The sequence below is a fragment of the Bifidobacterium favimelis genome (assembly GCF_037963085.1).
Lineage (GTDB): Bacteria > Actinomycetota > Actinomycetes > Actinomycetales > Bifidobacteriaceae > Bombiscardovia > Bombiscardovia favimelis.
On the sequence record NZ_JBANDZ010000001.1, the window covers coordinates 123,821 to 148,524 of the forward strand.

General features: G+C 60.3%; 17 protein-coding genes. 8 read left to right on the plus strand and 9 right to left on the minus strand.

Features of this window, described 5'->3' with window-relative positions; translation table 11 throughout:
* Positions 1-4: 4 nt before the first annotated feature.
* The 3 genes from V6584_RS00435 to V6584_RS00445 all read left to right on the plus strand — a co-directional run bounded on the left by V6584_RS00435 (position 5) and on the right by V6584_RS00445 (position 2,881).
* Positions 5-1,237, plus strand: coding sequence for an ABC transporter permease (locus tag V6584_RS00435; protein ID WP_340469675.1), 1,233 nt, complete (start codon positions 5-7; stop codon positions 1,235-1,237).
* 71 nt (positions 1,238-1,308) lie between these two features.
* Entirely contained in the window at positions 1,309-2,109 is an 801-nt protein-coding gene (locus tag V6584_RS00440) for an ABC transporter ATP-binding protein (protein WP_340469676.1), read from the plus strand.
* A 175-nt stretch (positions 2,110-2,284) separates the two neighbouring features.
* Positions 2,285-2,881 (plus strand): FMN-binding protein, encoded by a 597-nt coding sequence (locus V6584_RS00445; protein WP_340468501.1) that lies wholly within the window; start codon positions 2,285-2,287, stop codon positions 2,879-2,881.
* A gap of 137 nt (positions 2,882-3,018) precedes the next feature.
* Here V6584_RS00445 and V6584_RS00450 read toward each other — a convergent pair whose 3' ends face one another.
* Positions 3,019-4,308, minus strand: coding sequence for a class I SAM-dependent methyltransferase (locus tag V6584_RS00450; RefSeq protein ID WP_340468502.1), 1,290 nt, complete (start codon positions 4,306-4,308; stop codon positions 3,019-3,021).
* A 423-nt stretch (positions 4,309-4,731) separates the two neighbouring features.
* Here V6584_RS00450 and V6584_RS00455 point away from each other — a divergent pair, with 423 nt between their 5' ends.
* Positions 4,732-5,169 carry a DUF4186 domain-containing protein gene (locus V6584_RS00455; protein WP_404802613.1) on the plus strand — a complete coding sequence of 146 codons (438 nt, stop codon included), beginning with the start codon at positions 4,732-4,734 and terminating at the stop codon, positions 5,167-5,169.
* A gap of 46 nt (positions 5,170-5,215) precedes the next feature.
* Here the strand turns inward: V6584_RS00455 and V6584_RS00460 are convergent, their stop codons facing one another.
* Positions 5,216-6,889: an MFS transporter gene (locus tag V6584_RS00460; protein ID WP_340468503.1), complete on the minus strand. Its 1,674-nt coding sequence runs from the start codon at positions 6,887-6,889 to the stop codon at positions 5,216-5,218.
* Positions 6,890-7,076: 187 nt separating this feature from the next.
* Here V6584_RS00460 and V6584_RS00465 point away from each other — a divergent pair, with 187 nt between their 5' ends.
* Positions 7,077-9,911, plus strand: coding sequence for a family 78 glycoside hydrolase catalytic domain (locus V6584_RS00465; protein ID WP_340468504.1), 2,835 nt, complete (start codon positions 7,077-7,079; stop codon positions 9,909-9,911).
* Between the two features lie 81 nt (positions 9,912-9,992).
* Here the strand turns inward: V6584_RS00465 and V6584_RS00470 are convergent, their stop codons facing one another.
* Positions 9,993-10,886 carry a 3-hydroxyacyl-CoA dehydrogenase gene (locus V6584_RS00470; protein WP_340468505.1) on the minus strand — a complete coding sequence of 298 codons (894 nt, stop codon included), beginning with the start codon at positions 10,884-10,886 and terminating at the stop codon, positions 9,993-9,995.
* 253 nt (positions 10,887-11,139) lie between these two features.
* On the opposite strand from V6584_RS00470, the gene V6584_RS00475 reads away from it, so the two are divergent.
* Positions 11,140-12,381, plus strand: a complete 1,242-nt coding sequence (locus tag V6584_RS00475) for a glycoside hydrolase family 1 protein (RefSeq protein ID WP_340468506.1) — start codon at positions 11,140-11,142, stop codon at positions 12,379-12,381.
* On the opposite strand, the gene V6584_RS00480 is transcribed toward V6584_RS00475, so the two are convergent.
* On the minus strand, positions 12,378-12,773 hold the full coding sequence (locus tag V6584_RS00480; protein ID WP_340468507.1) for a carboxymuconolactone decarboxylase family protein: 396 nt from the start codon (positions 12,771-12,773) through the stop codon (positions 12,378-12,380). The two genes, V6584_RS00475 and V6584_RS00480, sit on opposite strands and share 4 nt — an antisense overlap.
* A gap of 79 nt (positions 12,774-12,852) precedes the next feature.
* On the opposite strand from V6584_RS00480, the gene V6584_RS00485 reads away from it, so the two are divergent.
* Positions 12,853-13,200, plus strand: a complete 348-nt coding sequence (locus tag V6584_RS00485) for a MerR family transcriptional regulator (RefSeq protein WP_340468508.1) — start codon at positions 12,853-12,855, stop codon at positions 13,198-13,200.
* Positions 13,201-13,269: 69 nt separating this feature from the next.
* On the opposite strand, the gene V6584_RS00490 is transcribed toward V6584_RS00485, so the two are convergent.
* From V6584_RS00490 to V6584_RS00505, 4 genes are read right to left on the minus strand one after another with little or no spacing between them, the layout of a single operon-like run.
* Positions 13,270-16,386: a type I restriction endonuclease subunit R gene (locus V6584_RS00490; RefSeq protein ID WP_340468509.1), complete on the minus strand. Its 3,117-nt coding sequence runs from the start codon at positions 16,384-16,386 to the stop codon at positions 13,270-13,272.
* Positions 16,379-17,536, minus strand: coding sequence for a restriction endonuclease subunit S (locus V6584_RS00495; RefSeq protein ID WP_340468510.1), 1,158 nt, complete (start codon positions 17,534-17,536; stop codon positions 16,379-16,381). The genes V6584_RS00490 and V6584_RS00495 overlap by 8 nt, the downstream gene beginning before the upstream one ends.
* Positions 17,529-18,332 (minus strand): hypothetical protein, encoded by an 804-nt coding sequence (locus tag V6584_RS00500; protein ID WP_340468511.1) that lies wholly within the window; start codon positions 18,330-18,332, stop codon positions 17,529-17,531. Before V6584_RS00500 ends, V6584_RS00495 begins: the two co-directional genes overlap by 8 nt.
* 51 nt (positions 18,333-18,383) lie before the next feature.
* Positions 18,384-19,946, minus strand: coding sequence for a type I restriction-modification system subunit M (locus V6584_RS00505; RefSeq protein WP_340468512.1), 1,563 nt, complete (start codon positions 19,944-19,946; stop codon positions 18,384-18,386).
* A gap of 193 nt (positions 19,947-20,139) precedes the next feature.
* Here V6584_RS00505 and V6584_RS00510 point away from each other — a divergent pair, with 193 nt between their 5' ends.
* Positions 20,140-23,943 carry a DEAD/DEAH box helicase gene (locus V6584_RS00510; RefSeq protein WP_340468513.1) on the plus strand — a complete coding sequence of 1,268 codons (3,804 nt, stop codon included), beginning with the start codon at positions 20,140-20,142 and terminating at the stop codon, positions 23,941-23,943.
* A 104-nt stretch (positions 23,944-24,047) separates the two neighbouring features.
* Here V6584_RS00510 and V6584_RS00515 read toward each other — a convergent pair whose 3' ends face one another.
* Complete coding sequence (locus V6584_RS00515; protein WP_340468514.1) at positions 24,048-24,698, minus strand: NAD(P)H-binding protein; 651 nt, start codon at positions 24,696-24,698, stop codon at positions 24,048-24,050.
* Positions 24,699-24,704: the final 6 nt, after the last annotated feature.

The window sequence follows — 24,704 nt, forward strand, 5'->3', positions numbered from 1 at the left end:
GCCCATGACCAACACCCGCATGTTCCTGACCATGCTTTTCGGTGCGGTTTTCCGCCGGCGGGGCAGGGCCACCATGGCCGTGGTCGCGTCCATGGTCGGGGCGGCCACCCTATTCTGCCTGGCCGCAGTCTGCCTGGAGGTCCCCAGTCAGATGAATCAGGAGATGAGGGCATACGGGGCCAACCTGGTGGTCACCCCAATCGAGCAGGCGGGTAAGTCCAAGGCCGGCATCGAGGAGGGCATGGTGGAGCACACCACGGAGATGGTCACTTCCAAGACCCCAGCCAGGTACGCCACCTACCGTTACGAGAACGTGCGCGTCAATGCGGGGTCGTACCTGATGGCCGGGATCGACCCGGCCAAGGTGCATGAGCTGAACCATCATTGGAGCGTCGAGGGCGGATGGCCGGACAAGGGGTCGGTCATGGTGGGGGAGGACCTTGCACAGACCATGGGTCTCAAGGTCGGAAGCAGGGTCTCGCTGAGCTACAGGGCTTCCGACAACAATGGAGCCCAGACGCAGGCGGCCGGGGACGGGGATGACGACGACGGGCAGAGCGCCGCCGACAAGGCCCTGAGCAAGGAGTCCAAGGTCAAGGGCGTCGAGTTCCGCGTCGCCGGTATCGTGCAGACGGGAGGGTCCGAGGATGAAATCATCTACGGGACCCTGGCCGACCTGGAAGGACTCACCGGTACGCGGAGGGGGGCGGACGTGATCGAGTACTCCTCGAGCGCCATGGGGGAAGACCTGACCGCCATAGCCCGAAGCATCAACGAGATGACCAGCATGGGTGTGAAAGCCCGGACGGTGACCAAGATCACCTCTGCGGACACCCACACGATAGCCATGCTCCAGACGCTCTTCTGGCTGGTGTCGGTCGTGGTCCTCGTGCTCACCTTCGTGGGTGTAGGCACGACCATGACCTCGATCGTCTCTCAACGTCGCAGCGAGATAGGCCTGCGCAAGGCTCTGGGGGCGTCGTCACGGGGGATCGGGACCGAGTTCTACGCGGAGTCGGCCTTGTACGGTCTGGCCGGGGGCCTGGTCGGCACGGCCCTGGGTTATCTTTTCGCCCGCCTCCTCTGCCAGACCGTCTTCGAACGTTCGCTTGAATTCAACTGGTGGCTGGCCCTGGCCTCGGTCCTGTTGAGCGTGCTTATATCTGTAGCCGCATCCATCCGGCCGGTGCGGAGGGCCTCCCGCATCGACCCGGCACTGGTGCTGAGGGAGGAATGAACATGGCAGACAAGAAGACAGACGTGGCGGGGGCACCTGCCGACGTGGGCGGCTCCGTCGGGGATGGGGGCATGCTGCTCGACCTGGAGCATGTCTCCAAGATCTACGGGGAGCTTCATGCCCTGGATGACTTGAACCTGACCGTTCCCAGGGGGCAGTGGCTGGCCGTGGTCGGTTCCTCCGGGTCCGGCAAGACGACGCTGATGAACATCCTGGGTTGCATGGACACCCCTACCACGGGGTCCGTCAGGTTGCAGGGCCGCCCCCTGGAGGACCTCAACCCCACCCAGCTGGCGGATGTGCGCAAGAACGTGATCGGCCTGGTCTTCCAGAAGTTCTACCTGGTCCCCCACCTGACGGCTCTCGAGAATGTGATGGTCGCCCAGTATTACCACTCGGTGGTGGACGAGAAACAGGCGATGGAGGCTCTGGACAGGGTGGGGCTGGCTGACCGGGCCCGCCACCTCCCCGGGCAGCTCTCCGGCGGGGAGCAGCAACGTGTATGTGTGGCCAGGGCCCTGATCAACGACCCCAAGCTGATTCTGGCCGACGAACCGACGGGGAATCTCGATGAGGCCAACGAGGAGCTGGTCCTGGACCTCTTCCGTCAGTTGCATGACCAGGGGACCTCACTGGTGGTGGTCACCCATGATGCCCTGGTCGCCTCCTGCGCCCAGCGGGAGATCATGCTCAACCATGGTGTCCTGGTAGGGGAGCAGTGGAACGACCGGAAGGCCAAGGGCGCTTACATGGCCGCCGGCGGCCAGCCTGCCTCCAGCGGGAGCGCCGGGTCACAGGGAGGGGCGGGTGATGTGCCGGTGGGCTTCACCGACCCCACCAAGGCAGCCAAGACCGGTGGCAGCCAGGGGTGAAGGACCTTATCGGGGGAGTGCAGGATACCGGGGGGCGGTTCCCGGCCCCGGCGCCGACCTGTGGTGCCGGCCCGTCCGGCGGCTGATTGCGGACGGGTTGGACAGCGGGAATGTGGACGGTCGTCGTCAGGCGGGAGGAGACTGGGACGACGACCAGCGAAGGAGGGAATGTGTCATGGCCAAGAGTGGCATCGAAGACGAAGACGCAGGCAGGCCTGCAGGTCCCGGCAGGGGGACCTCGTGCCTGACAGCGGTCCTGGTGGGCCTGGTTGCGGCCGGGACCCTCCTGACGGGTTGCGGCGGGGGTCAGTCCAAGGCGAAGCCCATGGACGACGAGTTCGCAGGCTCAAAGGCTGAATCCAGCAAGGCTCCCGAAGATGGAGGCGCCGACTCCGGGCCCTCTGGCGGCGAGGGGACACCGACCGCCTCTCCGCGTGACAGCAGGAAGGCGGCCGCTGCCGATACGGGTAAGTACCGTGACGGCACCTATGCTCTCACCGGCACATACGGGGAGGAGGGATCCGACCACATCGACGTGGATCTGGAACTGGCCGGCGGCTCCGTCAAGACCGTAAAGGTGGAGGGGAGGACCCAGTCCCCCGTATCGCGCAAGCATATCGACGAATTCATCAAGGCCGTGCCCGGTGTGGTCCAGGGCAAGCCCCTCAAGGACCTCAAGGTGGGCAAAGTCGCAGGGGCGAGCTGGACTTCGGATGCCTTCAACAAGGCCCTTGATCTGGCCCGACTGGAGGCTTCGGCCCAGGAGGGCTGAAACCCCCAGTCGGCCGCCCTCTCCTGACGGCACATCCGCCCTTGTCCTTCCGGCGCAGCGCTCAGGCAGGAGGCCCCTGCCTGCGGCCTGAGCGCACATGCCGGTCTTGGCCGCAGGCGGTCAGGGGCCTGGTCAGGCTACCTGTTCCACCAGGGGCGGAGGGGGTAGGTGTCGGTCCCGGTCTCCGGGTCCGGCTTGATGCACTGGAACTGGTGGACCTGGATGTTGTTGAGTTCGAAGTTGAGGCGGGCTCCTGCCATGTACAGGCCCCACAGACGGGCCTTGGGCTCACCGACCATGGGCCTGGCCTGGTCCCAGTGCTCCTGGAGGTTCTCCGTCCAGTGCTGCAGGGTCAGCGCGTAGTTCTGCCGGAGGTTCTCCTGGGTGATGACTTCGAAACCGGTATCCTGGATGGCCAGCTCGATTTCCGCCGGGCTGGCCAGCTCGCCGTCCGGGAAGATGTAGCGGTCGATGAACCCGCCGGCCCTCTTGCCGTCATGCGAGTTGGTCCTGGTGATCTGGTGGTTGAGGAGGATCCCGCCCGGACGGAGCTTGTCCATCATCTCTTTGAAGTAGGCGGGGTACTGCTTGTAGCCCACATGTTCCATCATGCCGATCGAGCAGATGCCGTCGAAGTCGAATTCGGGCACGTCGCGGTAGTCCATCAAGCGGACTTCGGCCAGGTCTTCCAGACCCTCCTTCTTGATCCAGTCCTGGGCCCATTCGACCTGTTCCTCAGCCAGGGTGACGCCGATCACGTGGATGCCGCGCTTGGCGGCGGCGATTTCCATTGATCCCCAGCCGCAGCCGACATCGAGAAGGCGGTCGCCTTCCTTGAGGTTCATCTTGTCGAGGACCATGTTGAGCTTGTGCCACTGGGCATCTTCCAGGGAATCGTCAGGGGATTCGAAGACCGCGCAGGTGTAGGTCATGGAGGGGCCCAGGAAGAGGCGGTAGAAGTCGTTCGACTGGTCGTAGTGATAGCTGACCGTGGCCGCGTCCCCCTTGCGGGTGTGGGGGCGGATCCCCTCCGCCAGGCGCTTGGCCAGGGAGGGACCCTCGATGGCCGGCGGCTCGGGCACGTGCACCCCGTGGGAGAAGATGGCGGCCGTGACCTTGGCCAGGTCGAGCTTGTTGGGGCTGTGGATGTGGTCCTTGAGTGCCACCAGGCGCTTGAAGACCTCGTAGGGGTTGCCGGGCAGGAGCTCCGGGGAGTCCAGGTCGCCCTGGAGATAGGCCCGGGCCAGACCGAGGTCGTTGGGGTTCTCGGCGATGTAGTACATGGCCCGCGAGTTCTTGATTTCCAGATGGAGAGGAGCGTCGTCACTGCCGAAGTGGGAGCCGTCGAAGGTGTTAACCTGGACGGGCGCATCGGGATCGAGGAATAAACCGATCATCTCGGCAACTGTCATTGTGCTTCTGGCCATGAAGCCCCCTTGTCTTTCGGTCCCCCGCCGCAACGTCATGGCAGATGGAAACCTACTGTAGTTGTGTATATCTGTTTCCAGATTACTCCGCGGGCCCGTCTTGCCTGTTTAAGTGCTGAAAATCAACGCTTGGCGTATGTTGTCTGGGCGGGGGATGATGGGCGAAAGCGGTAGGGAGGGTGTCCGGCCTGTCCTTGAGGGCAGGCCGGGACATCCCGCAGTTGGTGTGGTAGGTTGTGGTCAGTCACAGAGGAGGGGGTCGTGTCCAGGTCGAAGGGCGGAGTGGAATCTGCCGGGGTGACCCCCGGCGGCGGGTCCGCAGAGCCGGCGGAAGCGGGACGCGCACAAGCCGATCGGTGCCCGGGGGCGGTCCGGCGAGAATCCACAAGCGGGTCGCCGGAGGGTGCCGGTCCGGTTGAGGTCATGGGGGCGGCCGGTGGTCATTGGTCCTCATCCCGCGACCAGGTCCTTGACAATCTGCCGGACAGGGAGGTTCCTGCCTGGTGCTCGCGCACGCTGGGCCGTCTGTCGCATTCCCGGTTCCGCTCCGGGTTCAGTCTGAACGCCAAGGACCGGTCCTATGCCAGGGCCAAGGGGAGGGCCGTCATCGACCGGCATGCCCACGAACTCCTGGCCAAAAGGGTAGGTCCTGCCCTCCCGCCCAAGGATGGCAGACAGACCCCCTATCGGGGTCATCCTGTCTTCACCGCCCAACATGCAACCGGCACCTGCTGCCGGGGCTGCATCGAGCGTTGGCACGGCATACCGAAGGGCCGCCCCCTGACCGACCGGGAGGTGGACAGGTTGGCGGCCCTGGTGATGGCCTGGATCGAGCGGGACCTGAAAGACCACCCCGCCTGATCCTGATTCCGATCGTGCGGTGCGGCCGGGCGGATGTCCGGGCCGTTTACCGGCCGGACTGGTCGGGGGACTGCCCATCCTGTCCGGCCGATTGCCCGTCTGCGTCCGCACTCCCATGCGCCTTGGCCTCGCTCAGGCCCTCCTTGACCTGGGCGACCATCATCTGGGGGGTCTTGCGCACGCCGTTCTCCTCAGCCTCCTTGATGATGTTTTTGACGTCCAGGTCCGGGTTCTGGTCCTGGGTGGCCACCAGGTCGCGGGCTTCCTGCTGGCTGAGGACGGTGGGCAGTGTGCCCGGCATGGGTCTGCGCGCGGTCTCCGCCAGGAAGAGGACGGTCACCAGGCCGCAGGCGGAGGTGAACATGATCCAGTACGCCGGTGCCAGGGGCTTGCCCGTGGCCGCGACCAGGGCCTCCATGATCACCGGCGCCGTCCCCCCGAAGATGGCTACGGCCAGGTTGTACGACAGGCCCATACCCCCGTACCGGTAGGCGGTGGGGAAGAGGGCCGGCAGGGTGGAGGCCAGGTTGGCCACGAAGAAGATGACCGGTATGGCCAGGAGGACCAGGCCCCCGAAAACGGCCCCCGTCGTATCCCTTTCCAGAAGCTTGAAGGCCGGGATGGCCAGGGTAAGCCCGAAGAGGGCTCCCAGGAAGAGGACCTTCTTGCGGCCGAAGCGGTCGGAGATGGCCCCGGTGATCGGTATGCACACAGCCACCAGGATCAGGACGGGCAGGGCCAGGAGGTTGGCTTCGGCCGTGTTGTAGTGGAGGGTCCCCGACAGGTAGGTGGGCATGTAGGTGGTCAGCGTGTAGCCCAGGGTGTTGGCGGCCGCCACCAGGATGAAGGCCAGGATGAGCTCCCGCCAGTATTCCCGGATAAGGTCGAGGAAGCCCTTCTGCTCGCTCTGGGTCTTGGCCCTGGTAGCGGCCTGGGCCTGTTGGAAGGCGGGGGTGTCCTGGACCTTGTTGCGGAAGTATACGGCTATGGCGGCCAAGGGCAGGGCCAGGACGAAGGGGATCCTCCACCCCCAGGACTGCATGTCGGCCGGGGTCAGGTTGAACTCGAGCAGGGAGACCAGACCGGCGCCGAAGGCGAAGCCGAAGTAGGATCCCACATCCAAGAGGGAGGCGAAGAAGCCGCGGTGGCGGTCGGGCGCGTACTCGGTGACCATGGTGGAGGCCCCGGCGTATTCGCCGCCGGTTGAGAAGCCTTGGAGGAGTTTGAGTAGGATCAAGGCCACGGGCGCCAGGGGGCCAACGGCGGCATACCCGGGCAGGAGACCGATCAGCAGTGTGGCTGCCGACATGCTCAGGAGGGTGAATGCCAGGACCTTCTGCCTGCCGATCCTGTCTCCGAGCTGGCCAAGTACGATCCCGCCCAGGGGGCGGGCGATGAAGGTGACGGCGAAGACACCCAGGGAGAAGAGCCGCTGGATGGTGTCCGAGGCGTCGGACAGGAAGACCTTGCCGATGGTGACGGCCAGGTAGCCGTAGACCCCGACGTCATACCACTCCATGAAGTTGCCCACGACCGTGCCGGCTATGGCCCGTTTCAGGGTGGATTTGTCGACGACGGTGATGTCCGTCATATGGAGGCGGTCCCTCCACCTTCGCAGGGGATGGTTGCGCTGCCGGGGCCCCCTTCGCTTGGGTTGTCCCGTCTGTTTTCCGTCCTTGGGGTCTTGCCGACCGGTCTTCATTGTCTCTTTGTCTGCCATCGTTCCTTCTCCGGCCCTGGGGCCGTCGTTCCATATGGATGTCTGTTTTCCTGTCGGGGCGTCCTCCCAGTGGACTTTTTCACAAAAATGTCATAAATATCCACTCTAGCATGCCCTCAGTGACCCCGGAAGATGTTGGCCGGGCCGGAGTAGTCTGTGGACATACCAACAAGGTGAAGGAGCCAAGATGACAACGCAGTCGACGACATTGGCGGTCTCCCGGGTGCGCTTCGGCCACCGGCAGGCTGCGGACAGGGTCCTTGGATACGGTGATCCCAGGCCCTCCCTCTCCTGGCGTGTGGTCAAGGCCCCCGAGGGGTGGGAACAGGCCGGTGCCCAGGTTGAGATATCGGATGGAAGAGGGGACCCCGAAATCCATGATCTGGAAGGTGACGGGCAGGTCTGCCGTCCCTGGCCGGGTCGCCCCTTGGGCTCTGGCCGGGCGGCCCGGGTCAGGGTAAGGGTGGCCGGCCATGACGGGGCCTGGTCCTCATGGTCGCCGCCGGCCCAGGTGGAAACCGGCCTCTTGAAGGATGAAGACTGGCGGGGAGCCCCCATCACGCCCGCCACCCCAGTGGGCAGGTTGGACCCGGCCCCTGTCATGGCCGTCCGGTTCAGGGTGGAGGGGGAGTGCGCACGGGCCCGCCTGCATCTGACGTCCGGCGGGATCTTTGCGGCCTACCTGGACGGGCGGAGGATCGGGCGGGACCAGCTGACCCCCGGTTGGACCGACTACCGGAAGCGCTTGAACGCCTTGACCTATGACGTCACCGGGTCCCTGACCCCGGGGGAGCATGAGCTGGCCGTCATCCTGGGCAACGGGTGGTACCGGGGTCAGCTCACCTGGACCTGCCGGACGGAGGTTTACGGGAGCCGTCTGTGGCTCCTTTCCAACCTTGACTGGGAGGATGCCCGAGGCGGCCATTGCCTGGCCACCGACGGCGGATGGACCTGGCGGCCCTCCGCCATCCTGGCCAACGACCTGTACGACGGCCAGATGCAGGACATGCGCGTCCCCCTGCTGAACCCGTCAGCCACAGGAGGGCCGGTCGAGACCATCCCCATGCCCCGTGCTGCGATCCGTCCCCAGGAGGCTCCGCCCGCCGTCATCATCCGCCGTCTGCCTGGCCGCAGACTTGTCCTCACCCCTTCCGGAGGCAAGATCGTCGACTTCGGTCAGAACGTGGCCGGGTGGGTCCGCCTCCATGTCAGATCCGGCCGGCCCGGGGACCAGGTTGTGCTCAGGCATGCAGAGGTCCTGGAGGACGGGGAGTTGGGTACGCGGCCCCTGCGCAAGGCGAGGGCCACCGACCGTTTCATCCTCTCGGGCGGCGAGGAGGACCTCGAACCGATTTTCACCCAGCACGGCTTCCGCTACGTTCAGGTGGAGGGGGTCGACGACCTGCGCCCCGAGGACCTTGAAGCCTGCGTGGTCTCGGCCGACATGGAGTCCCTGGCCTCCTTCTCCAGCTCCCGCCCTGAGCTGGATCGGCTCTTCGAGAATGTCCGCTGGTCCACCAGGGCCAACTTCATCACCATCCCCACCGACTGCCCGCAAAGGGACGAACGCCTTGGATGGACCGGAGACATCGCGGTCTTCTCCCCCACGGCCATGAGCCTGTATGACGCCGGGGATTTCCTCGACTCCTGGCTGGAGGACGTGGCTGGCAGCCAGGCGCCGGATGGGGGCATCCCCGTGGTTGTCCCCGATGTCCTGGACGGACCCAAGCTGACCTGCGGTTGGGGGGATGCCTCGGTCCTGGTCCCTTGGGCCGTCTACCAGGCCACCGGCGACGCGGGGGTCCTCAGACGTTTCCTGCCCATGATGGACAGGTTCGTGGACGGGGTCGAGTCCCTCACCCGTGGCACCCACCTGTGGAGGGGAGGCTTCCAATATGGCGACTGGCTTGACCCGGATGCTCCCCCGGACGATCCGGGACGGTCCAAGGCCGACCCCGATGTGATCGCCACGGCCTACTTCGCCCATTCGGCCCGCCTGGTTTCGGCGGCCCACATGGCTTTGGGCCAGGCCGAGGAGGGGAGGCGTTACGGCCGTCTGGCCGATCAGATCGGCCATGCCTTCAGGGACCAGTATGTCACCGAGGGAGGGGCCGTCCTCTCCGACTGCGCCTCCGTCTACGCGGTGGCCCTGGTCTGGGATCTCCTGGAGACACCGGAGCAAAGAAGAGGGGCCGGCGACCGCCTGGCTGACATCGTCAGGGTCAGCGGTTTCCGCATCTCCACCGGTTTCCTGGGCACGCCCCTGATCTGCCCGGCCCTGGTCATGAGCGGCCACGGGGACCTGGCGGTCCGCCTCCTCCTGCAGGACCGCTGTCCCAGCTGGCTCTACCCGGTGAGGATGGGGGCCACGACGGTTTGGGAGCGTTGGGATTCCATGCTTCCCGACGGTTCCATCAACCCCGGTCAGATGACCTCCTTCAACCATTACGCCCTGGGGGCCATAGCCCACTGGATGATGACCGGGCTGGCCGGTCTGCGTATGGAGGAGGCCGGCTGGCGCAGGGTGTCCATCGCCCCGGTGATTGACAGGGCTCTGGCCCATGTCGAAGTCGCTCAGGAAACGCCTTACGGTCTCATCCGCGTGAAGTGGGAGGTGCGGGGGAAGACCCTCCACCTGGAGGCCGTGCTGCCCGTCGGTATCCGGGCCCGGGTCCGCCTGCCGGAAGTCGCGGACCGGACGTATGGCGAGGGCAGTCATTCCTGGGACCTCCCTATGGAGGAGGTCTGCCCGCGCAAGGGCCCGATGCTCACCATCAGAGATCTGATCGATTCGGCATCCGCCATGGAAAAACTGGAAAAGGCCCTGGCGGCGTCGGGGTCGCAGGCCTACCAGGGGGAGGGGGCCGACCTGACCTTCACCGAGGGGGCAGCCCGGTGGCTGGATGCCGATGTCGCCCTCCTCCCCCAGGTGGCTTCCCGGCAGGGTTACCTCCCGGAGGCAGGGGCGATCGAAGAAGCTTGCCGGACCCTCCTCAGGGGGTTGCCCGACACCGCCGACTGACCGGTCCGGCCGTCCGGCCCAGGCAGGCCAGCCAGGGCCGGACGGCAGTCCCCCATCGGTTCCGGAGGATGCCTCCGGTCTTCAGGACTTGAGGAAGTCGGGATCCTCGTACTCCGGGTTCGGATAGTGGTAGAAGCCCTGGCCGGACTCCAGGCCCAACCTGCCCTGGTCGATCATGGCCTTCATCTTGTCGAGGAAGGGCTTGGATTGCGGGTCGTCGCCCATGCGTTCGCTGGTTATGTTGTAGGCGGTGCGCAGGCCCACCATGTCGAGGACGGCGAAGGGGCCCTTGGGGGAGCCCATGGCGATCATCCATGTCTTGTCTATGGTCTGAGGGTCGGCTATCCCGTTGGACCACAGGTATCCGCCGGCCTTGATGAAGGGCATGAGGAGGGTGTTCAGCACATAGCCGGGCTGTTCCTTGTGCAGCTCGATGGGGACCATGCCGATCTCCTTGGAGAATTCGACCACTTCCCTGTAGACGTCGGGGTCTGTCCGCGGGCTTCCCATGACCTCGGCCGTATTCATCAGCCAGATCTGGTTGGCGAAGTGGAGGTTGAGGAACTTCTCGGGGCGGCCTGTGTCGCCCGCGAAGGTGGAGGGGACGAAGGTGGAGGAATTGCTGGCGAAGATGGTCTTCGCCGGGGCCACCTTGGCCAGGCTGGCATAGAAGTCATGCTTGATGGACGGCTTTTCGGGGATGGCCTCGATGACCAGGTCGGCATCGGCGGCCGCCCGGGCCAGGTCGTCCGTGTAGGAGAGGTTGGACAGTCCGGCATCGAACTGCTCGTCTGTGATTCCGAGGTCATGCTTGTAGGATTCCCGAAGGGCCTTGACCCTTTCCTCGGCCTGTCTGACCGCCTGATCGTTGATGTCGTAGACCATCACGGTCTTCCCCTTGAATGCACACTGGCAGGCTATCTGGCTGCCGAGCACGCCGCCACCGGCGACGGTGACCTTCTGTATGTTCGTCATGGAACATCCTTTCAATACAACTGGTGTCCGCCTTCGGACACCACTGGAAATTATATAGCCGTCGGACGGGTCCTGACCGGGCGCGGTTCCGGCCGCAGGCAGGCGGTCCCTCTGCAAGTGGCGTATGGCGGCGAGCTGGTCTGTGGGTGGACGCGTCCTCGCAGGCGGGCCCCGGCAGAGGGCGGCGGGGAAGTACCATGGTGGTTGAAACGGCCGCGGCCGGACCTGGCCGACGGCAAGAAGGAGGGGCTCCATGACTGCTGTCATGCCGGAACATTTCCTGTGGGGGGCATCGACGGCCGGCCACCAGGTGGACGGCGGGGATGAAGCCTCGGACACCACCTTCCTCGAGGGGGTGCGCCCCACCGTCTTCAAGGAACCGGCCGGAAGGGCCTGCATGAGTTGGCAGCGTTGGGCTGACGACCTGGACCTGGTCAAAGGGATGGGTCTGAACGCCTACCGTTTCTCCGTGGAGTGGTCCCGCATCGAACCCGAAGAAGGAAGTGTCGACAGGTCGGCCTTGGACCACTACGACCGCATGGTCGACGGCTGCCTGGAGCGGGGCCTGTCCCCGGTGGTCACCCTGAGCCACTTCACCACCCCCGGGTGGTTCGCGGCCAAGGCCGGCTGGTTCAACCCGGATGCCCCCTCCCTCTTCGCGGACGAGTGCACCCGGGTCATCGAAGCTCTGGGTGACCGCCTGGCCATGGCGGTCACCTTCAACGAGCCTGACCTGCCCAGGATTCTGACATACTCCCTGCCGAAGGAGGTGACCGACCTCCAACGGGCCTGCCTGCACGCGGCCGGCGCCAAGGCCGGAGTGGAGCGGTATCGGTCGGGCAACGTGTTCCTGCCCGAGGAGGTCGGCCAGTTGGAGGCCTCCTTCATGACGGCCCATCGGGCAGCGGTCCAGGCCGTTCGCGCCGCCAGGCCCGACCTGCCGGTCGGCCTCTCCCTGGCTGTGATCGACGAGTCCTATGTCACCCCGTCCGGCAGGCAGATGGCCCTGGCCAAGCGCCGGGCCTGCTATGAGCCCTGGGTGGCCGCCACCCGGGGGGATGACTTCATCGGGGTGCAGAATTACGAGCGCGAGGTCTTCGGCGACAGGGGCCCGATTCCTCCCTCCCCCGGCCAGGAGGTCAACGAGGCCGGGTCCCCGGTCTGCCCAGCCTCCCTGGCCAGCTCGGTCGTCTATGTCCACCAGCTGACAGGACTGCCCATCGTGGTCACCGAACACGGCATTTCCACCAGGGATGACGCCCTGAGATCACGCTTCCTCAGGCGGTCCCTGGCCCCCCTGACCGACCTGGTCCGCGACGGCCTGCCCCTGTTGGGATACTTCCACTGGTCCCTCCTCGACAACTTCGAGTGGGTCAGCGGATACGACGTCCACATGGGCCTGTGCTCTGTGGACCGTACGGGCGGCACCTACGACCGGACCCCCAAGGGGAGCGCCAGGGTCTACCGGGATCTGGTGGCCGGCACGGTTCTTTAGCCCTCATGGACCTTGGCTTCATCCTCATTCTGGAAGACCGCCCTCGCAAGGTTGACGGCGTTGATGACCCTGGGGAAACCGACGTAGGGCGCCGTCTGGAGGATCGCTTGGATCACTTCGGCCCTGGACAGGCCGACATGCAGGGCGGCGGCTATATGGACCTTGAGTTGCGGAGCGGTGTCCCCCTGGGTCACCAGACTGCCCAGGGTCACCAGCTCGCGTTGCCGGGCATCCAGGGTCGGGTCTGCGTAGACGTCGCCGAAGGCGAACTCCACGATCCAGTTTCCCAGCTCGGGTGCGATGTCCTGCAGGGAATCGACCACCGCCTGACCGCCCTGCCCGTCAATGGAGGCCAATATCCGTGAACCCCGCTCAAATCGTGACTCCGCCATGGTTCTTCCTTTCTCCTGTGACTTCTTGCCTGCTTCACAGCGTATGGTGTAAACCACGGTTTAAGGCAAATGGAGGGGCATGAGAATCAGTCAGGTGTCAGACAGGACGGGCTTGCCGATTTCCACACTCCGCTATTACGAACGCAGGGGGATTCTGGAGCCGGGGCGCTCGCCGGAGGGCCATAGGGACTACACGGAGGGCGACCTGGCCTGGATCGCCTTCGTCCAGCGGCTGTTGGAGATAGGCATGCCCCTGGCTCAGGTCGAAGAGTACGCCCGTCTGCGTCGGGAGGGCGACTCGACCGTGCCACAAAGACTGGAGATGCTCTACCGGCAGCGCAGGGAGCTGGAGGGCAGGATGCGGAAGGTCCGCACCCAGATGGACTTTATCGATCGGAAGATCGATATCTACCGCCGGATGTTGTGATGGCCGAAGCCCCTGGCCAGGGGCCTCGGCCAGCCGGTGGGGACCCGGGGCGTGACCGGCTCAGCCGAATCAGTTCCTGCCGGGTCCCAGGCCGTCGAACCTTTTGAAGAACCCGCTCAGCCTGTCAATGACTTTCTGTTTCTTCTCCCCGTGCCCTCCTTGAGGGACAAAGCGTGATGCAGGAGGAAGGATCGTGGTGATGGCGGTCCCGCCGGTCTGTAGGGCACCTTCACGGAAGGCCTCGTTCATGAAGCGCTCCGTAGGTGAAGGTTTGAGCTGCTCCTCTTTGATTATGGCCTGCAGTTCTTCTTTCTTCCGACGTTCAATGAACTCACGCCACTGGTCATCCACCGCACCCGTCATCGAGACTGTGTCTACGAAGTCGTCGATCAGGTCCTTCTTGTTGCGCAAAGAGGGGCTTGCCGACACCGCCTTGTTGATTTCCGTGCGGATCTCTTTGTCCTCCCCGTTGCCATGCTTCTGACGGTATTGCTCCACCAGCATCAGGATGTAGTCGACATTGATCTCGACCTGCTTGACCAGTTCGATCTCGAAGGTCAGATCATCGTTGATGTTCTCCTTGTCGGCCTCCCCGGCCTTCCTGTACTCGGCATACAGGTCCAGGTAGATGCTGCGATAATCCTGGCTCTGGCGCTCGGACAGGATTTCGTCGCCTTGGAAGTCATCGAAGCTGTTGAGGATGTTCTGCAACCTGAGAATGTTCCCGAAGAGGGTGATAAAGTCCTTCTGCGCCCGCTCTCCAGAGATGGGTTGACCGATCGGGGAGGAATCAAGCAGTCTGGCAACCTTGTCGGCATACTCCCTGTGATACTCTCCATACGGCTTGAGCAGGACGAGTCCTCGTGCTTCCTTGTTGCCGAAGAGTTCCAGGGCCTCGTTGGTCTCCTGCTCCAAGTTTCTGAAGGAGACTATGTTGCCATATGTCTTGACCGAGTTGAGGATTCGGTTGGTCCTTGAGAAGGCCTGGAGGAGTCCGTGCATTCTCAGGTTCTTGTCTACGAACAGGGTGTTCAGGGTTTTGGCATCGAACCCTGTCAGGAACATGTTGACTACGATCACCATGTCGATCTCGCGGTTCTTGAGCCGCATGGAGAGGTCCTTGTAGTAGTTCTGGAATTTCTCGGCACTGGTGTCGTAGCTGGTCCCGAACATATGGTTGTAGTCTTCGATCACGTCTTCGAGGAAGTCCCGATCATCCTTATGCAGGTCCTGGGTGCTGAAATCCTCGTCATCCAGTATTCCGTCAGTCTGTGGTCCGTTGGGGGCGTAGGAGTATATGAGACCGATCTTTAGTCTTTCATCGGGGACCAGATCGGCCTGCTGATGTTGGAACTCGATATAGTACCGCTTGGCGGCTTCAATCGAGGCGGTGGCAAAGAGGGCGTTGAATCCATGCACGCGGCGAGATTGCTTGACTTCCTCGACCTTGCGCCGTGATGAGATCACATCACGGACGTTGGTAACAACCGATTGCTGGTAGGAGTCGAGTCTCCGGGTCTTCTGCGCAAAATGCTCGAGAGTGTATTTAACGATCTGGTAGATGCGGCGGTTAGATAAGAGGGCCTTTTCGGTATCGATGCCATGGACGGTGGCAGTGGGGTCGATAGTGTTGTTCTCACCCAGGCTGTCTACATAGTCGATGCGGAAGGGGAGAACGTTCTTGTCGTTGATGGCATCCACGATCGTGTAGGTGTGCAGCTTGTCCCCAAAGGCCTGCTCAGTGGTCCTGAGTTTGGGATTCTTGCCACTGCCGGCGTTCCTTGCGAAGATGGGGGTTCCTGTGAAACCAAAGAGGTTATAGCGCTTGAAGGAGCGGGTGATCATCGTATGCATGTCACCGAACTGGGATCGGTGGCACTCGTCGAAGATGATGACCACATGCTTCTCATATACAGGGTGGCCGGGGTTGGCATGAATGAAGGTGGACAGCTTCTGAATGGTGGTGATGATGATTCGCGCCTTGGGATCTTCCAGCTGACGTTTCAGCACCCTGGTTGAAGTGTTGGAATTGGCGGCACCCTTCTGGAAGCGGTCGTACTCACGCATGGTCTGGTAGTCCAGGTCCTTGCGGTCGACCACGAAGAGAACCTTGTCGACACCCTCCATTTGGGTTGCCAGCTGTGCGGTCTTGAAGCTGGTCAGGGTCTTGCCTGATCCGGTCGTGTGCCAGATGTAACCGCCCGCCTTGACCGTACCCAGTTGATGGGCGTTGGTGGAGACGAGGATGCGTTGGAGGATGCGCTCGGTGGCCACAATCTGGTAGGGGCGCATCACCATCAGGGTATCGTCTGCCGTCAGCACGCAGTATCGGGTCAGGATGTTCAGAATCGTGTGCTTGGCGAAGAAGGTCCTGGTGAAGGCCCTAAGATCCATGATCGGCTTGTTGGTGGCATCGGCCCACCAACTGGTGAACTCGAAGCTGTTGGATGCCTGGCTCCGTATAGTCTTCCGCTGCTTGACGGCTTCGTTGATGTGCTGCTGGCGGGTGGTGTTGGAGTAGTACTTGGTCAGGGTGCCATTGCTGATGACAAAGAGCTGGACGTACTCGAAAAGGCCGGAGTCTGCCCAGAAGGAGTCGCGCTGGTAACGGTCGATCTGGTTGAAGGCCTCGCGCAGGTCCACGCCACGTCTCTTTAGTTCCACGTGCACCAGGGGCAGGCCGTTGACCAGGATGGTCACGTCATAGCGGTTGGAATACCTGGCCGTGCCTCCCTCGGTCCTGCCCGGCACCACATACTGGTTGATGACCTGGAGACTGTTGTTATGGATGTCCTTCTTGTCTATCAGCACGACGTTCTTGGTGGAGCCGTCATCACGGCGGAGCACCTGAACGCTGTCCCGTTGAATGCGGATGGTCTTTTCCCTGATGCCTTCATTGCTGTCAGCGATACTGTGCTTGAAGAATCGTCCCCATTCCTCATCGGTGAAGGTCATATGGTTGAGCTCTTCGAGCTGGGCACGCAGGTTGTCGATCAGATCGGCATCGGTATGGATGGGCAGATACTCATAAGCCTGGGATTCCAGCAGTGAGATAAGGGACTTCTCAAGGTCGGCCTCCGTCTGGTACTCCGTCTGTTCGGATTCGAGAGCCTTATATTCGGCAACCACCGTACTTTCGGACGACAGGGCGATCGGATTGAATGTAGGGGTTGCCGCCTCACTCATAATCCAGCTCCTTGAATGTCAACAACCGGTCCCGGTAATACTCGTACTGCTTATGGCGTGCCTCGATCTCAGCGGGCAGGCCATAAGACATGCTGACATTTAATAACCTGAACTTATCCAGTTCAGACACAATTCGTGACTGTATAGATAATGAGGGGAGAGGGATCATGATCTTTTCGAGTGCTTTTGCTGGTAGCTCGATCACTTTTGTACCTGCTGCATATTTTCGTTTTTGGAGTTGGAAATCCGGCGTCTGGAACCAGTATGCGAGATATTTTGGGTTCTGATTGTGGCGGAGTACCGTCGCATGTCCGCCGGTTACAATTTGATTATTACCTAACCACGCAACAGCTTTACCAACGTCATCAAGGTTTTCACTTGTGTTGCTTATGATCAGGTTTCCTGGGTTGACTGTAAGCAGGCTTTGAGCGATTGCTGGGGAAACATATGATATGACAGAGTCAGTCGCCGTGTCGAATGTGGTGTAGAGCTGGCCATAATGTATAGCACCAATTCCTTTATCGGTAAAGTCAGATTTTGTCATGCCGTGCCCTCGTATCAACATTCCAATGTCTGAAAGTGGCATCCGTTTGCTTGAATTGGTACATTTGCTAATGATGTCATTGCGATAATAACAGTATTGATCTTGTCTGGCTTCCAGTTCTGCTTCCAGTTCTGCTTCCAGTTCTGCTTCCAGTGAAGTGAATGTGTCAAGGATCCGTACGATTTCTTCTTGTACTTTGAGTGAAGGTACAGGAATACGGATTCGTTTCAATGTGGCCTGCGTCAAGCTTGGTACGCCACCGGCTTGATTCAAATCCTCAATGTGTTGGGTAAGAAGATAATAATACAAGAACTTTGGTCTGATGAAATCCTTCGCAAGGGTATAAAAAAGTGTGTCTACTGTCCAGAATGGGCCGTCAACATACATTATATTTGCGAGTGAACCTTTACGAGGAACGAGTACAGCAGGGCCACTATTAGCTGCTTTATTGGCATATCGCATTATGCCGCCACTCCCATATACAGGGACATTCCCTGCAGCTAAGTGTCTGTCAGTTTTGCCATTGTGGATTTCCGCTACCTCTTCTAGAGGCAAGAAAGGTACCGGTTCCTCTTGTAGTGCTTTGACTTTATTGATTTCAGGCATAATTCCCCGGTCCACCACTAATATGTGCTACTTTGTTATCGTCCCAGCCTAATCTGGTTACTGCTTGAGACAACTCTTTACTATTGCTAATATTGTCAAGGACCCCACACACTAGGCGTCTAAAGCTTTCATATTTAGTAAGTGCAACATTTTCGTCAAAGTCACCATGTATGACATCGCTGAGATCGCTAAATAATCGATATCCATTTCGTGAAAACTCTTCTGGTATTATCGGATGTTGTTTATTAACCTTTTCAAGTGTATTCCTAAACGGTATTCTCTTGTTCTTCTGGTTTGTTATCTTGATGCCGCATGCAGTAGCTGTTTGAAATGTTACCTTCTCGAATATCTTCCTTAGATATATCACCGCTCCGGCACCGAGTTGGTTACTGTATGCGCGGTCCGCCTTCTCCAAGAGATCTGCAAACTCCTTTCGAGATTCTCTTGGATAACAAATTCCCCCAGTTAGCCTTTCGCTGCATTGAAGCAGATAGACCGTAGGGGAAGCAGAAAGGACTGTGTCGCGACAACCAATTAAAAACCAAGCTTCAACGTTTGTAGGCGCATTTGGCGGACACGTCGGGCAACTCAAAAAGGTGTCAATACTGACAAGATGCTCATTTTCGAATAGGCAGGTCAGCTCTTCGATAGATGTAAAAGTCCTGTTGGAACGGCAGTGTGGGCAATAATAGTTACGCCCCACTTTCCCGGCTTTTATTTTCCGCGATGTTCCAGGTTTCATCGGCGACTTACCAAGGAATCCTTCTACTTGATGGTCGTTGGAATCATGCTCCATGCCGAGTACGTCCGATATTCGCATCTTCCCCCGAGTCTCAGATAATTTCTATCACTTGTCTTCTAAATCGGCGATGATTCTGTCAATCTGCGTACGCAGCTCTTGCTCGCGTTTGACGATGCTTTCAATGCGTTGGTTCAGCTCGTGGATGTCGACCTTTTCACTGGTGTCCACGGGCTGCACGTAGCTGGATACGGCGATGTTGTATTCGTTCTCGCCGATTTCCGAGTTCTGTACCAGCTTGGCTTTATGGTCCACATCCTGCCGCTGGGTGAACCAGTCCAGAATCTGCTGGCGGTTGTCGACATCGAGCTGGTTCTTGTTCCCCGAGTGGGTGAACTGGTCGGAGGCGTCGATGAAGAGTACGGCGTTGTCCTTTTTAGACTTCTTGAGCACGATGATGCAGGTGGCAATTGTTGTGCCAAAGAAGAGATTGGGTGGCAGCTGGATCACCGCATCGACATAGTTGTTGTCGATCAGGTACTTGCGGATCTTTCTCTCGGCCCCGCCACGGTAGAGCACACCAGGGAATTCGACGATGGCCGCTGTCCCGTTCACAGCCAGCCAGGAAAGGATGTGCATGGTGAAGGCCAGGTCGGCCTTAGAAGGAGGGGCCAGCACCCCGGCCGGGGAGAACCGCTCATCATCAATGAGCAGGGGGTTGTTCTTGCCCTCCCAGTGAATGGAGTAGGGCGGGTTGGAAACGATGGCTTCGAATGGCTCCACATCGCCGTGTGCCGGTGCCGTCAGGGTGTCTCCATGGGCGATGTCGAATTGCTCATAGTTGATGTCGTGAAGGAACATGTTGATGCGGGCCAGGTTGTAGGTGGTCAGGTTGATTTCCTGGCCGTAGAACCCTCCCACCTTCTCCTTGCCCAGGACCTTGTCGAACTGGAGGAGGAGGGAACCAGAACCACAGGCCGGGTCATACACCTTGTCCACCCGGGTCTTGCCCACAACGGCGATCCTGGTCAGCAGCTCGGAAACCTCCTGAGGGGTGAAGAACTCACCACCAGATTTGCCGGCCTGTGAAGCATACATGGTCATCAGGTACTCATAGGCATCGCCGAAGGTGTCGATCTGCGTTCCCTCGCTGATTCCCAGCTGCATGTCTCCTATGGCATCCAGCAGGCGGACCAGTTTCTTGTTACGGTCTGCAACCGTTGGGCCGAGCTTGTTGCTGTTGACGTCAAGATCATCGAAGAGCCCCTTGAGGTCGTCCTCGCTGGCCGTGCCCACGGCTGACCCTTCGATGTGTTTGAACACCCGCTCCAAGGTCTCGTTCAGGTTCTCGTCATGCGGTGCACGGGCACGCACATTGGTGAACAGCTCAGAGGGAAGTATATAGAAGCCCTTTTCCTGCACGGTATCACCCCGCCCCAGTTCCGCCTGGTCATCGGGAAGCCGGGAGTAATCAAAGCCGGGGTCTCCCGCTTCTTGCTCCCCCTGGTTTATATAGGTGGTCAGGTTCTCCGAAATGAACCTATAGAAAAGCAGACCCAACACGTAGGATTTGAAATCCCACCCGTCGACGGAACCCCGCAGTTCGGTGGCTATTCGCCATATGGTCTTGTGGAGCTCGGCACGCTGCTCTTCTCTGGTGGTGGATTGCATCGATTTCCTCCTGCTGTGGGATGGAAGCCTCTCTTCTGCTCCTGGCGGCTCGGCCGGCAGATGAGAGGTCCTTCCAATCCTCAGTATATACATCCGCTGTTTGCCTCAAATTGGGCATGTCTGCGCAGGCCGGTTGTCTGTCCCGGCTCGTTTGCATTCTTGAGATATGGGAATAAACGGGTCTCAGCATTCAATGGATGTCCTTTCGTATTGGTGTGCCGTTGAGTTGTTCTCTCCTCAGTCCTGGCTCAAGCCCGATTTGATTCTCTTGAATCCCCATGATTCCAGTGTGCACGGTCGTGAGACGGAAGGAAAGGAGGGCGGCCCTCTTCCCTGGGAGCGCATACGGGCCGATCTCTTCATCGGATTAGTGCCCAACACCCGTCGTTCCCCGGCAAAACTCTGCAATGACTTGCAGCAAGGGAAGATATACCAGATTCAGACGGATATGGAAGCCAGGCTGACGCGTCCCTTTTCCTTCGGTGCAATGACCATGGACTGGCTGCGCAGAGCTGTACCTGGAGCAAGTGTGGAAGAGTCCGACGTCACCGGTATATACGAACGATTTGAATCACTCTGGTCGAAGGAGGTTCATGGCCTGGAATACCTGCCAGAAGGTACCCTGCTGACGGATTCCATGGTCTCCTGTCTTCTGCAGACGGTAGGTGATTTGGCCGGCAGCGTCGGGCTCCCTGGTGTGGCCTGTGCGGTCTACCGCAAGAATCTTGATCACAATTGGGCCAAACGGTCAGTGCACAAAAAAGTCGAATTGAAACAGCAGCCCGACAAGGCGGGGACCGAAAGTGGCCAACCTGGGTGGCTTCAGCATGAATATTTCCGCATTGAGACCGGGCTCTCGCAAGACAAGACCTTGGATGCAATGATCACGGCGGCGCAATTGATCCGCCGTCTTTCCCCTGAAGAGGAAGTGGGGCAGGATGAGGTCCTGCAGGAGCTTGCGAGCCGACAGTCGAGACGCTCGCGCAGACATGAGTCAGTGGCCTCATTCATGGAGTTTTGCATTGGCGATGACGGCCGCTTGGTTCCTGGGTCTCTGCAAATATCTCAGTACGCTAAGGCCGTTTCCTGTCTTTTTAACCATCATGGATGGCCGGAGTGCCCAGCCGGCTGGCCCCACATCGAGATGCTCGACGAGCCCGAGGCCAGGGCAGGAAGATATTTCGATGCCTTCTGCAGGCAAGACTTCGGTGCCCGGCAGGAATCTAAGGCAATAGACGGTAGGACGGTCACCAGACGGGATATCAGTAACATCATCGACCGTGCAATCGCTGAGATGAGTCTGGATGATGACACTGTAATTCAGTCACCTCTTTATTCCGAACGTGACGGTTCTCCGGTGATACGGGATCGTGTGTCATATAAGCTGGTACAGGGGCAGGGCCCTTCCGAGGGGGAAATCATGGATTCATTCTTCCTTGGAGATTTGGAAGATCTGTATCGCGGTGGTGTGTCTTCATTCTCGGAACCGGTCAGACAGTACCTGTCGGAGGGGCATCCGCAACGGTATGATCTTGCCTCGGATGGTAATGGGGAGCTTCTTGATTCATATACACAGCCTGGCTGCATCCCATCCGGTCGGTGGCCAAGTGCCTCCGCCCAATTCCAATCCGCGGGCCAGCAGTTGGCCATCAATCAGATTCGATCGGCCATAGAGGATCCTGAGGGTGCCCCTCTCCTGGGCGTCAACGGCCCTCCAGGGACGGGGAAGACGACCCTTCTCAAGGATGTGGTGGCCGAAATCATCGTCGCTCGAGCCAAGCGGTTGGCCAGGCTGGCCCGGCCCCGTGACATTTTTCTCAAAAGGTGCACGGCCGCGGACACTTTCATGGACAAGGACCGGACTTATTGGACTCTCGACCCTTCCGTGACGGGTTACGAAATCGTGGTGGCTTCGAGCAACAACCGGGCCGTCGAGAATGTCAGCCAGGATCTGCCCAGCGCCGATGCCATAGACGAAGAGTGGGAAAACCGCATCGAGCGTGAGTACAAAGGTCTTTGCGACGGCTATTACTTCCGAGATTTCGCCGATAAGGTTGTTGGCGGGACCTCTGGTGGCAAGGGTGAACCGGACGCGGGTACTTCCTCCTCCTGGGCCCTCATCTCAGCGGTCCTGGGCAAGAGCGACAACAAGAGCAAGTTTCTGCAACCATTCAAGAGCGATTTCATTTATGGGACGCTAAAGGAGTTCCGCAAACAAACTCGCCGTGGTGATGAGGATTGGAATGATGCCAGACGGGCCTTCCTTGGAGCCTTGGACAAGGAGGAAGGCATCCGTGCAAGGAAAACGTCCCTGTTCAACCTCCGGCATGCATATCCTGACCTGTGTCGTCAGAGATTGGCAGTCGATGATGAATTGAAGTCTCTCGGCGACCAGATTCGAAAGGCCCGCTCCGATCGCGAGGTATGCCTGCGACAGGTTCAGATTCTGAACCGTCAATCTGTGGAGGCCAGGCACAGGGCCGACACCGCAGTCTACGACTACCAGCAGGCCGATTATGCCTATAAGACCCACGTATCCTACTGGGGATTGCATCCTCTGAGATCTCTATTCCACAGTGCGGATCGTCGGAGGGACGAGCTTAATTTCTTTACGGCCGCTCAGCAGGCACAACTGAGAATGAACGATCTTCGTTCGGCATATTGCCGGATCCAGGGCAAGCTTCAGTCCCTTCAAGACAACCTGAACAGAGGGGATCGGTGGTTGCAGGAGCGTGAGGATCGGGCGAGTATGTTGTCCGACCGTCTGGCCCGTCTCGGAGAACAGATCGGCCAGGTTGAGCAGCAGGCCGGGTCCCGACATGGCCTTGGAGACGACAGGGTCGAATGGGTGGACGAGGAATGGAACAAGGCACGGACTGAGGTGTTCATACAGGCCCTGGCTCTTCATCAGAAGGCGGTGGAAGGGGCTGCCGCACAGTTCCAAGACAATCTGGCTCTGGCATATTATGTGATGCAATCAAGCGGATTCAACCCTGATGAGCGTTTGACGGCTTGGCAGACCTTTTTCTTGGTGGTGCCGGTTATATCCACGTCTTTCGCTTCTGTCTCCCGAATGCTCTCGGGCTTGGGAAGGCAGGCTCTTGGTTGGGCCATCGTGGACGAGGCGGGACAGGCTATTCCCCAGTCGGCGGCAGGCCTTCTGCAGAGGGTGCGGCATGCTGTGGCAGTCGGTGATCCCATGCAGATTCCGCCCGTTGATACCATGCCCAGACCCATGCGTGAGCTTCTGGCGAGTACCCACAACATTCAAATGGGTCTCGAGTCCGACAATATGCAAGTCATGGTGGACTATCAGACCCCATGCGGGTTGCAGGATGATGTCAGCGGTCATTGGCTGGGCATGCCCTTGGTCGTTCATCGGCGTTGCGATGAGCCCATGTTCTCTATATGCAACGATATGGCCTATTCCGGTCGGATGATCCGCATGGGGCCGGAACACAAACCTTGCACTTATATGGCAGGCACGAGAGCCGGCAGCGAACTGCCTCCCTCTTGCTGGTATGACGTGCCGGCGGTGGCGGATGAATGGGAATCCACCCAATGGAGGCCTCAGGAGGGCTGTGAACTGTACAGGCGCTTGCGCGACCTGATCGAAGGGGGTATCAATCCCGCGGACATCTTGGTCATGGCGCCTTTTAAGGCGGTGGCCAACAAGGTGTGTGAAACATATGAGGATGTTGTTACGACCTATGGCGGCTGTGATCCAAAAACAGCAAGGACGATGGCTAGGAATCATGCCGGTACCGTTCACACCTCCCAGGGGAGGGAGGCTGATGTGGCCTTCTTGGTTCTTGGCAGTCGACCCGGCAGCCAGGGCGGAGGGTCGCGATCATGGGTGAACTCAACCCCCAACCTGCTCAATGTGGCTGTGTCAAGGGCCAAGCGCCGTATCTACGTCATAGGTAACCTGGCTGATTGGCGGCAAGGCACTTATACGTCGAGAATCGCCAAGGACCTGCCTGTAGGAGGCAAGTAGATTCTGCCGCCTGTTTTCTGGCGGGCATGGATTTATCCATCCCCGCCATCGGAGGTGGTGGCCTTCGAGTCGATTTCGTGTTTCGACCTGGCTTCAGGGCGCTCTCAGTAGACGGGCCGGTCGGATCCCTCTGTGGTGGGATCAGCTATTCCCAGGCTGTCATTCGCGCCGATGGTCGGGTCCTTGACGATGCGCAGGATCAGGTCGGCTGCGCTCTTCCTGGATCCGGATACCCCCTTGAAGGTCTCATCCCGCCTTGTGGTGACATATCGGACCTCGTCGCGGTCCGTCAGCCAGCACAGGCGGAGGGTGGTGTAGTCGAGGCCGGATTCTCTCAGAAGGCGGTCGGAGGCTGCGGCGGTGGGCAGGCCCCTGCCGACCATCTCCGCGTTCCACCTGCCAAAGGTCCCCGGGACCTCGCCATAGATGCCGGCGACGTTGGCGAAGATGACGCGGTCCACCTTGTTGGCCTTCATGGAGGCTATCACGTTGCGCGTCATGGCGTTGTCGGGGTCGTGGTCGACGACGTCCACGAAAACCAGGTCCTGGCCCTTCATGACGGCATCGATGTCTGCCCGGTCTTCCAGGTCGACCTCGGCCACGGTCACACGGGGGTTGGCCCCGAGCCTGCTGAGGCGGTCGCTCTTTCTCAGCCCCAGAGTGAGTGTGACATCTTTGAAGTCCGGTTCGGACAGGATGCGGTCTTCGACGATGCGGGCTATCTGTCCGTATGCTGCGAGAATCAGCAGGTTCATGGTTTT

Coding starts and splice junctions, on each gene's coding strand:
- V6584_RS00445 (WP_340468501.1), top strand. CDS start 2,285: ATGGCCAAGAGTGGCATCGAAGACGAAGACGCAGGCAGGCCTGCAGGT.
- V6584_RS00460 (WP_340468503.1), bottom strand. CDS start 6,889: ATGGCAGACAAAGAGACAATGAAGACCGGTCGGCAAGACCCCAAGGAC.
- V6584_RS00510 (WP_340468513.1), top strand. CDS start 20,140: ATGGATGTCCTTTCGTATTGGTGTGCCGTTGAGTTGTTCTCTCCTCAG.
- V6584_RS00485 (WP_340468508.1), top strand. CDS start 12,853: ATGAGAATCAGTCAGGTGTCAGACAGGACGGGCTTGCCGATTTCCACA.
- V6584_RS00500 (WP_340468511.1), bottom strand. CDS start 18,332: ATGGAGCATGATTCCAACGACCATCAAGTAGAAGGATTCCTTGGTAAG.
- V6584_RS00450 (WP_340468502.1), bottom strand. CDS start 4,308: ATGGCCAGAAGCACAATGACAGTTGCCGAGATGATCGGTTTATTCCTC.
- V6584_RS00435 (WP_340469675.1), top strand. CDS start 5: ATGACCAACACCCGCATGTTCCTGACCATGCTTTTCGGTGCGGTTTTC.
- V6584_RS00505 (WP_340468512.1), bottom strand. CDS start 19,946: ATGCAATCCACCACCAGAGAAGAGCAGCGTGCCGAGCTCCACAAGACC.
- V6584_RS00470 (WP_340468505.1), bottom strand. CDS start 10,886: ATGACGAACATACAGAAGGTCACCGTCGCCGGTGGCGGCGTGCTCGGC.
- V6584_RS00440 (WP_340469676.1), top strand. CDS start 1,309: ATGCTGCTCGACCTGGAGCATGTCTCCAAGATCTACGGGGAGCTTCAT.
- V6584_RS00465 (WP_340468504.1), top strand. CDS start 7,077: ATGACAACGCAGTCGACGACATTGGCGGTCTCCCGGGTGCGCTTCGGC.
- V6584_RS00515 (WP_340468514.1), bottom strand. CDS start 24,698: ATGAACCTGCTGATTCTCGCAGCATACGGACAGATAGCCCGCATCGTC.
- V6584_RS00495 (WP_340468510.1), bottom strand. CDS start 17,536: ATGCCTGAAATCAATAAAGTCAAAGCACTACAAGAGGAACCGGTACCT.
- V6584_RS00475 (WP_340468506.1), top strand. CDS start 11,140: ATGACTGCTGTCATGCCGGAACATTTCCTGTGGGGGGCATCGACGGCC.
- V6584_RS00455 (WP_404802613.1), top strand. CDS start 4,732: ATGGGGGCGGCCGGTGGTCATTGGTCCTCATCCCGCGACCAGGTCCTT.
- V6584_RS00480 (WP_340468507.1), bottom strand. CDS start 12,773: ATGGCGGAGTCACGATTTGAGCGGGGTTCACGGATATTGGCCTCCATT.
- V6584_RS00490 (WP_340468509.1), bottom strand. CDS start 16,386: ATGAGTGAGGCGGCAACCCCTACATTCAATCCGATCGCCCTGTCGTCC.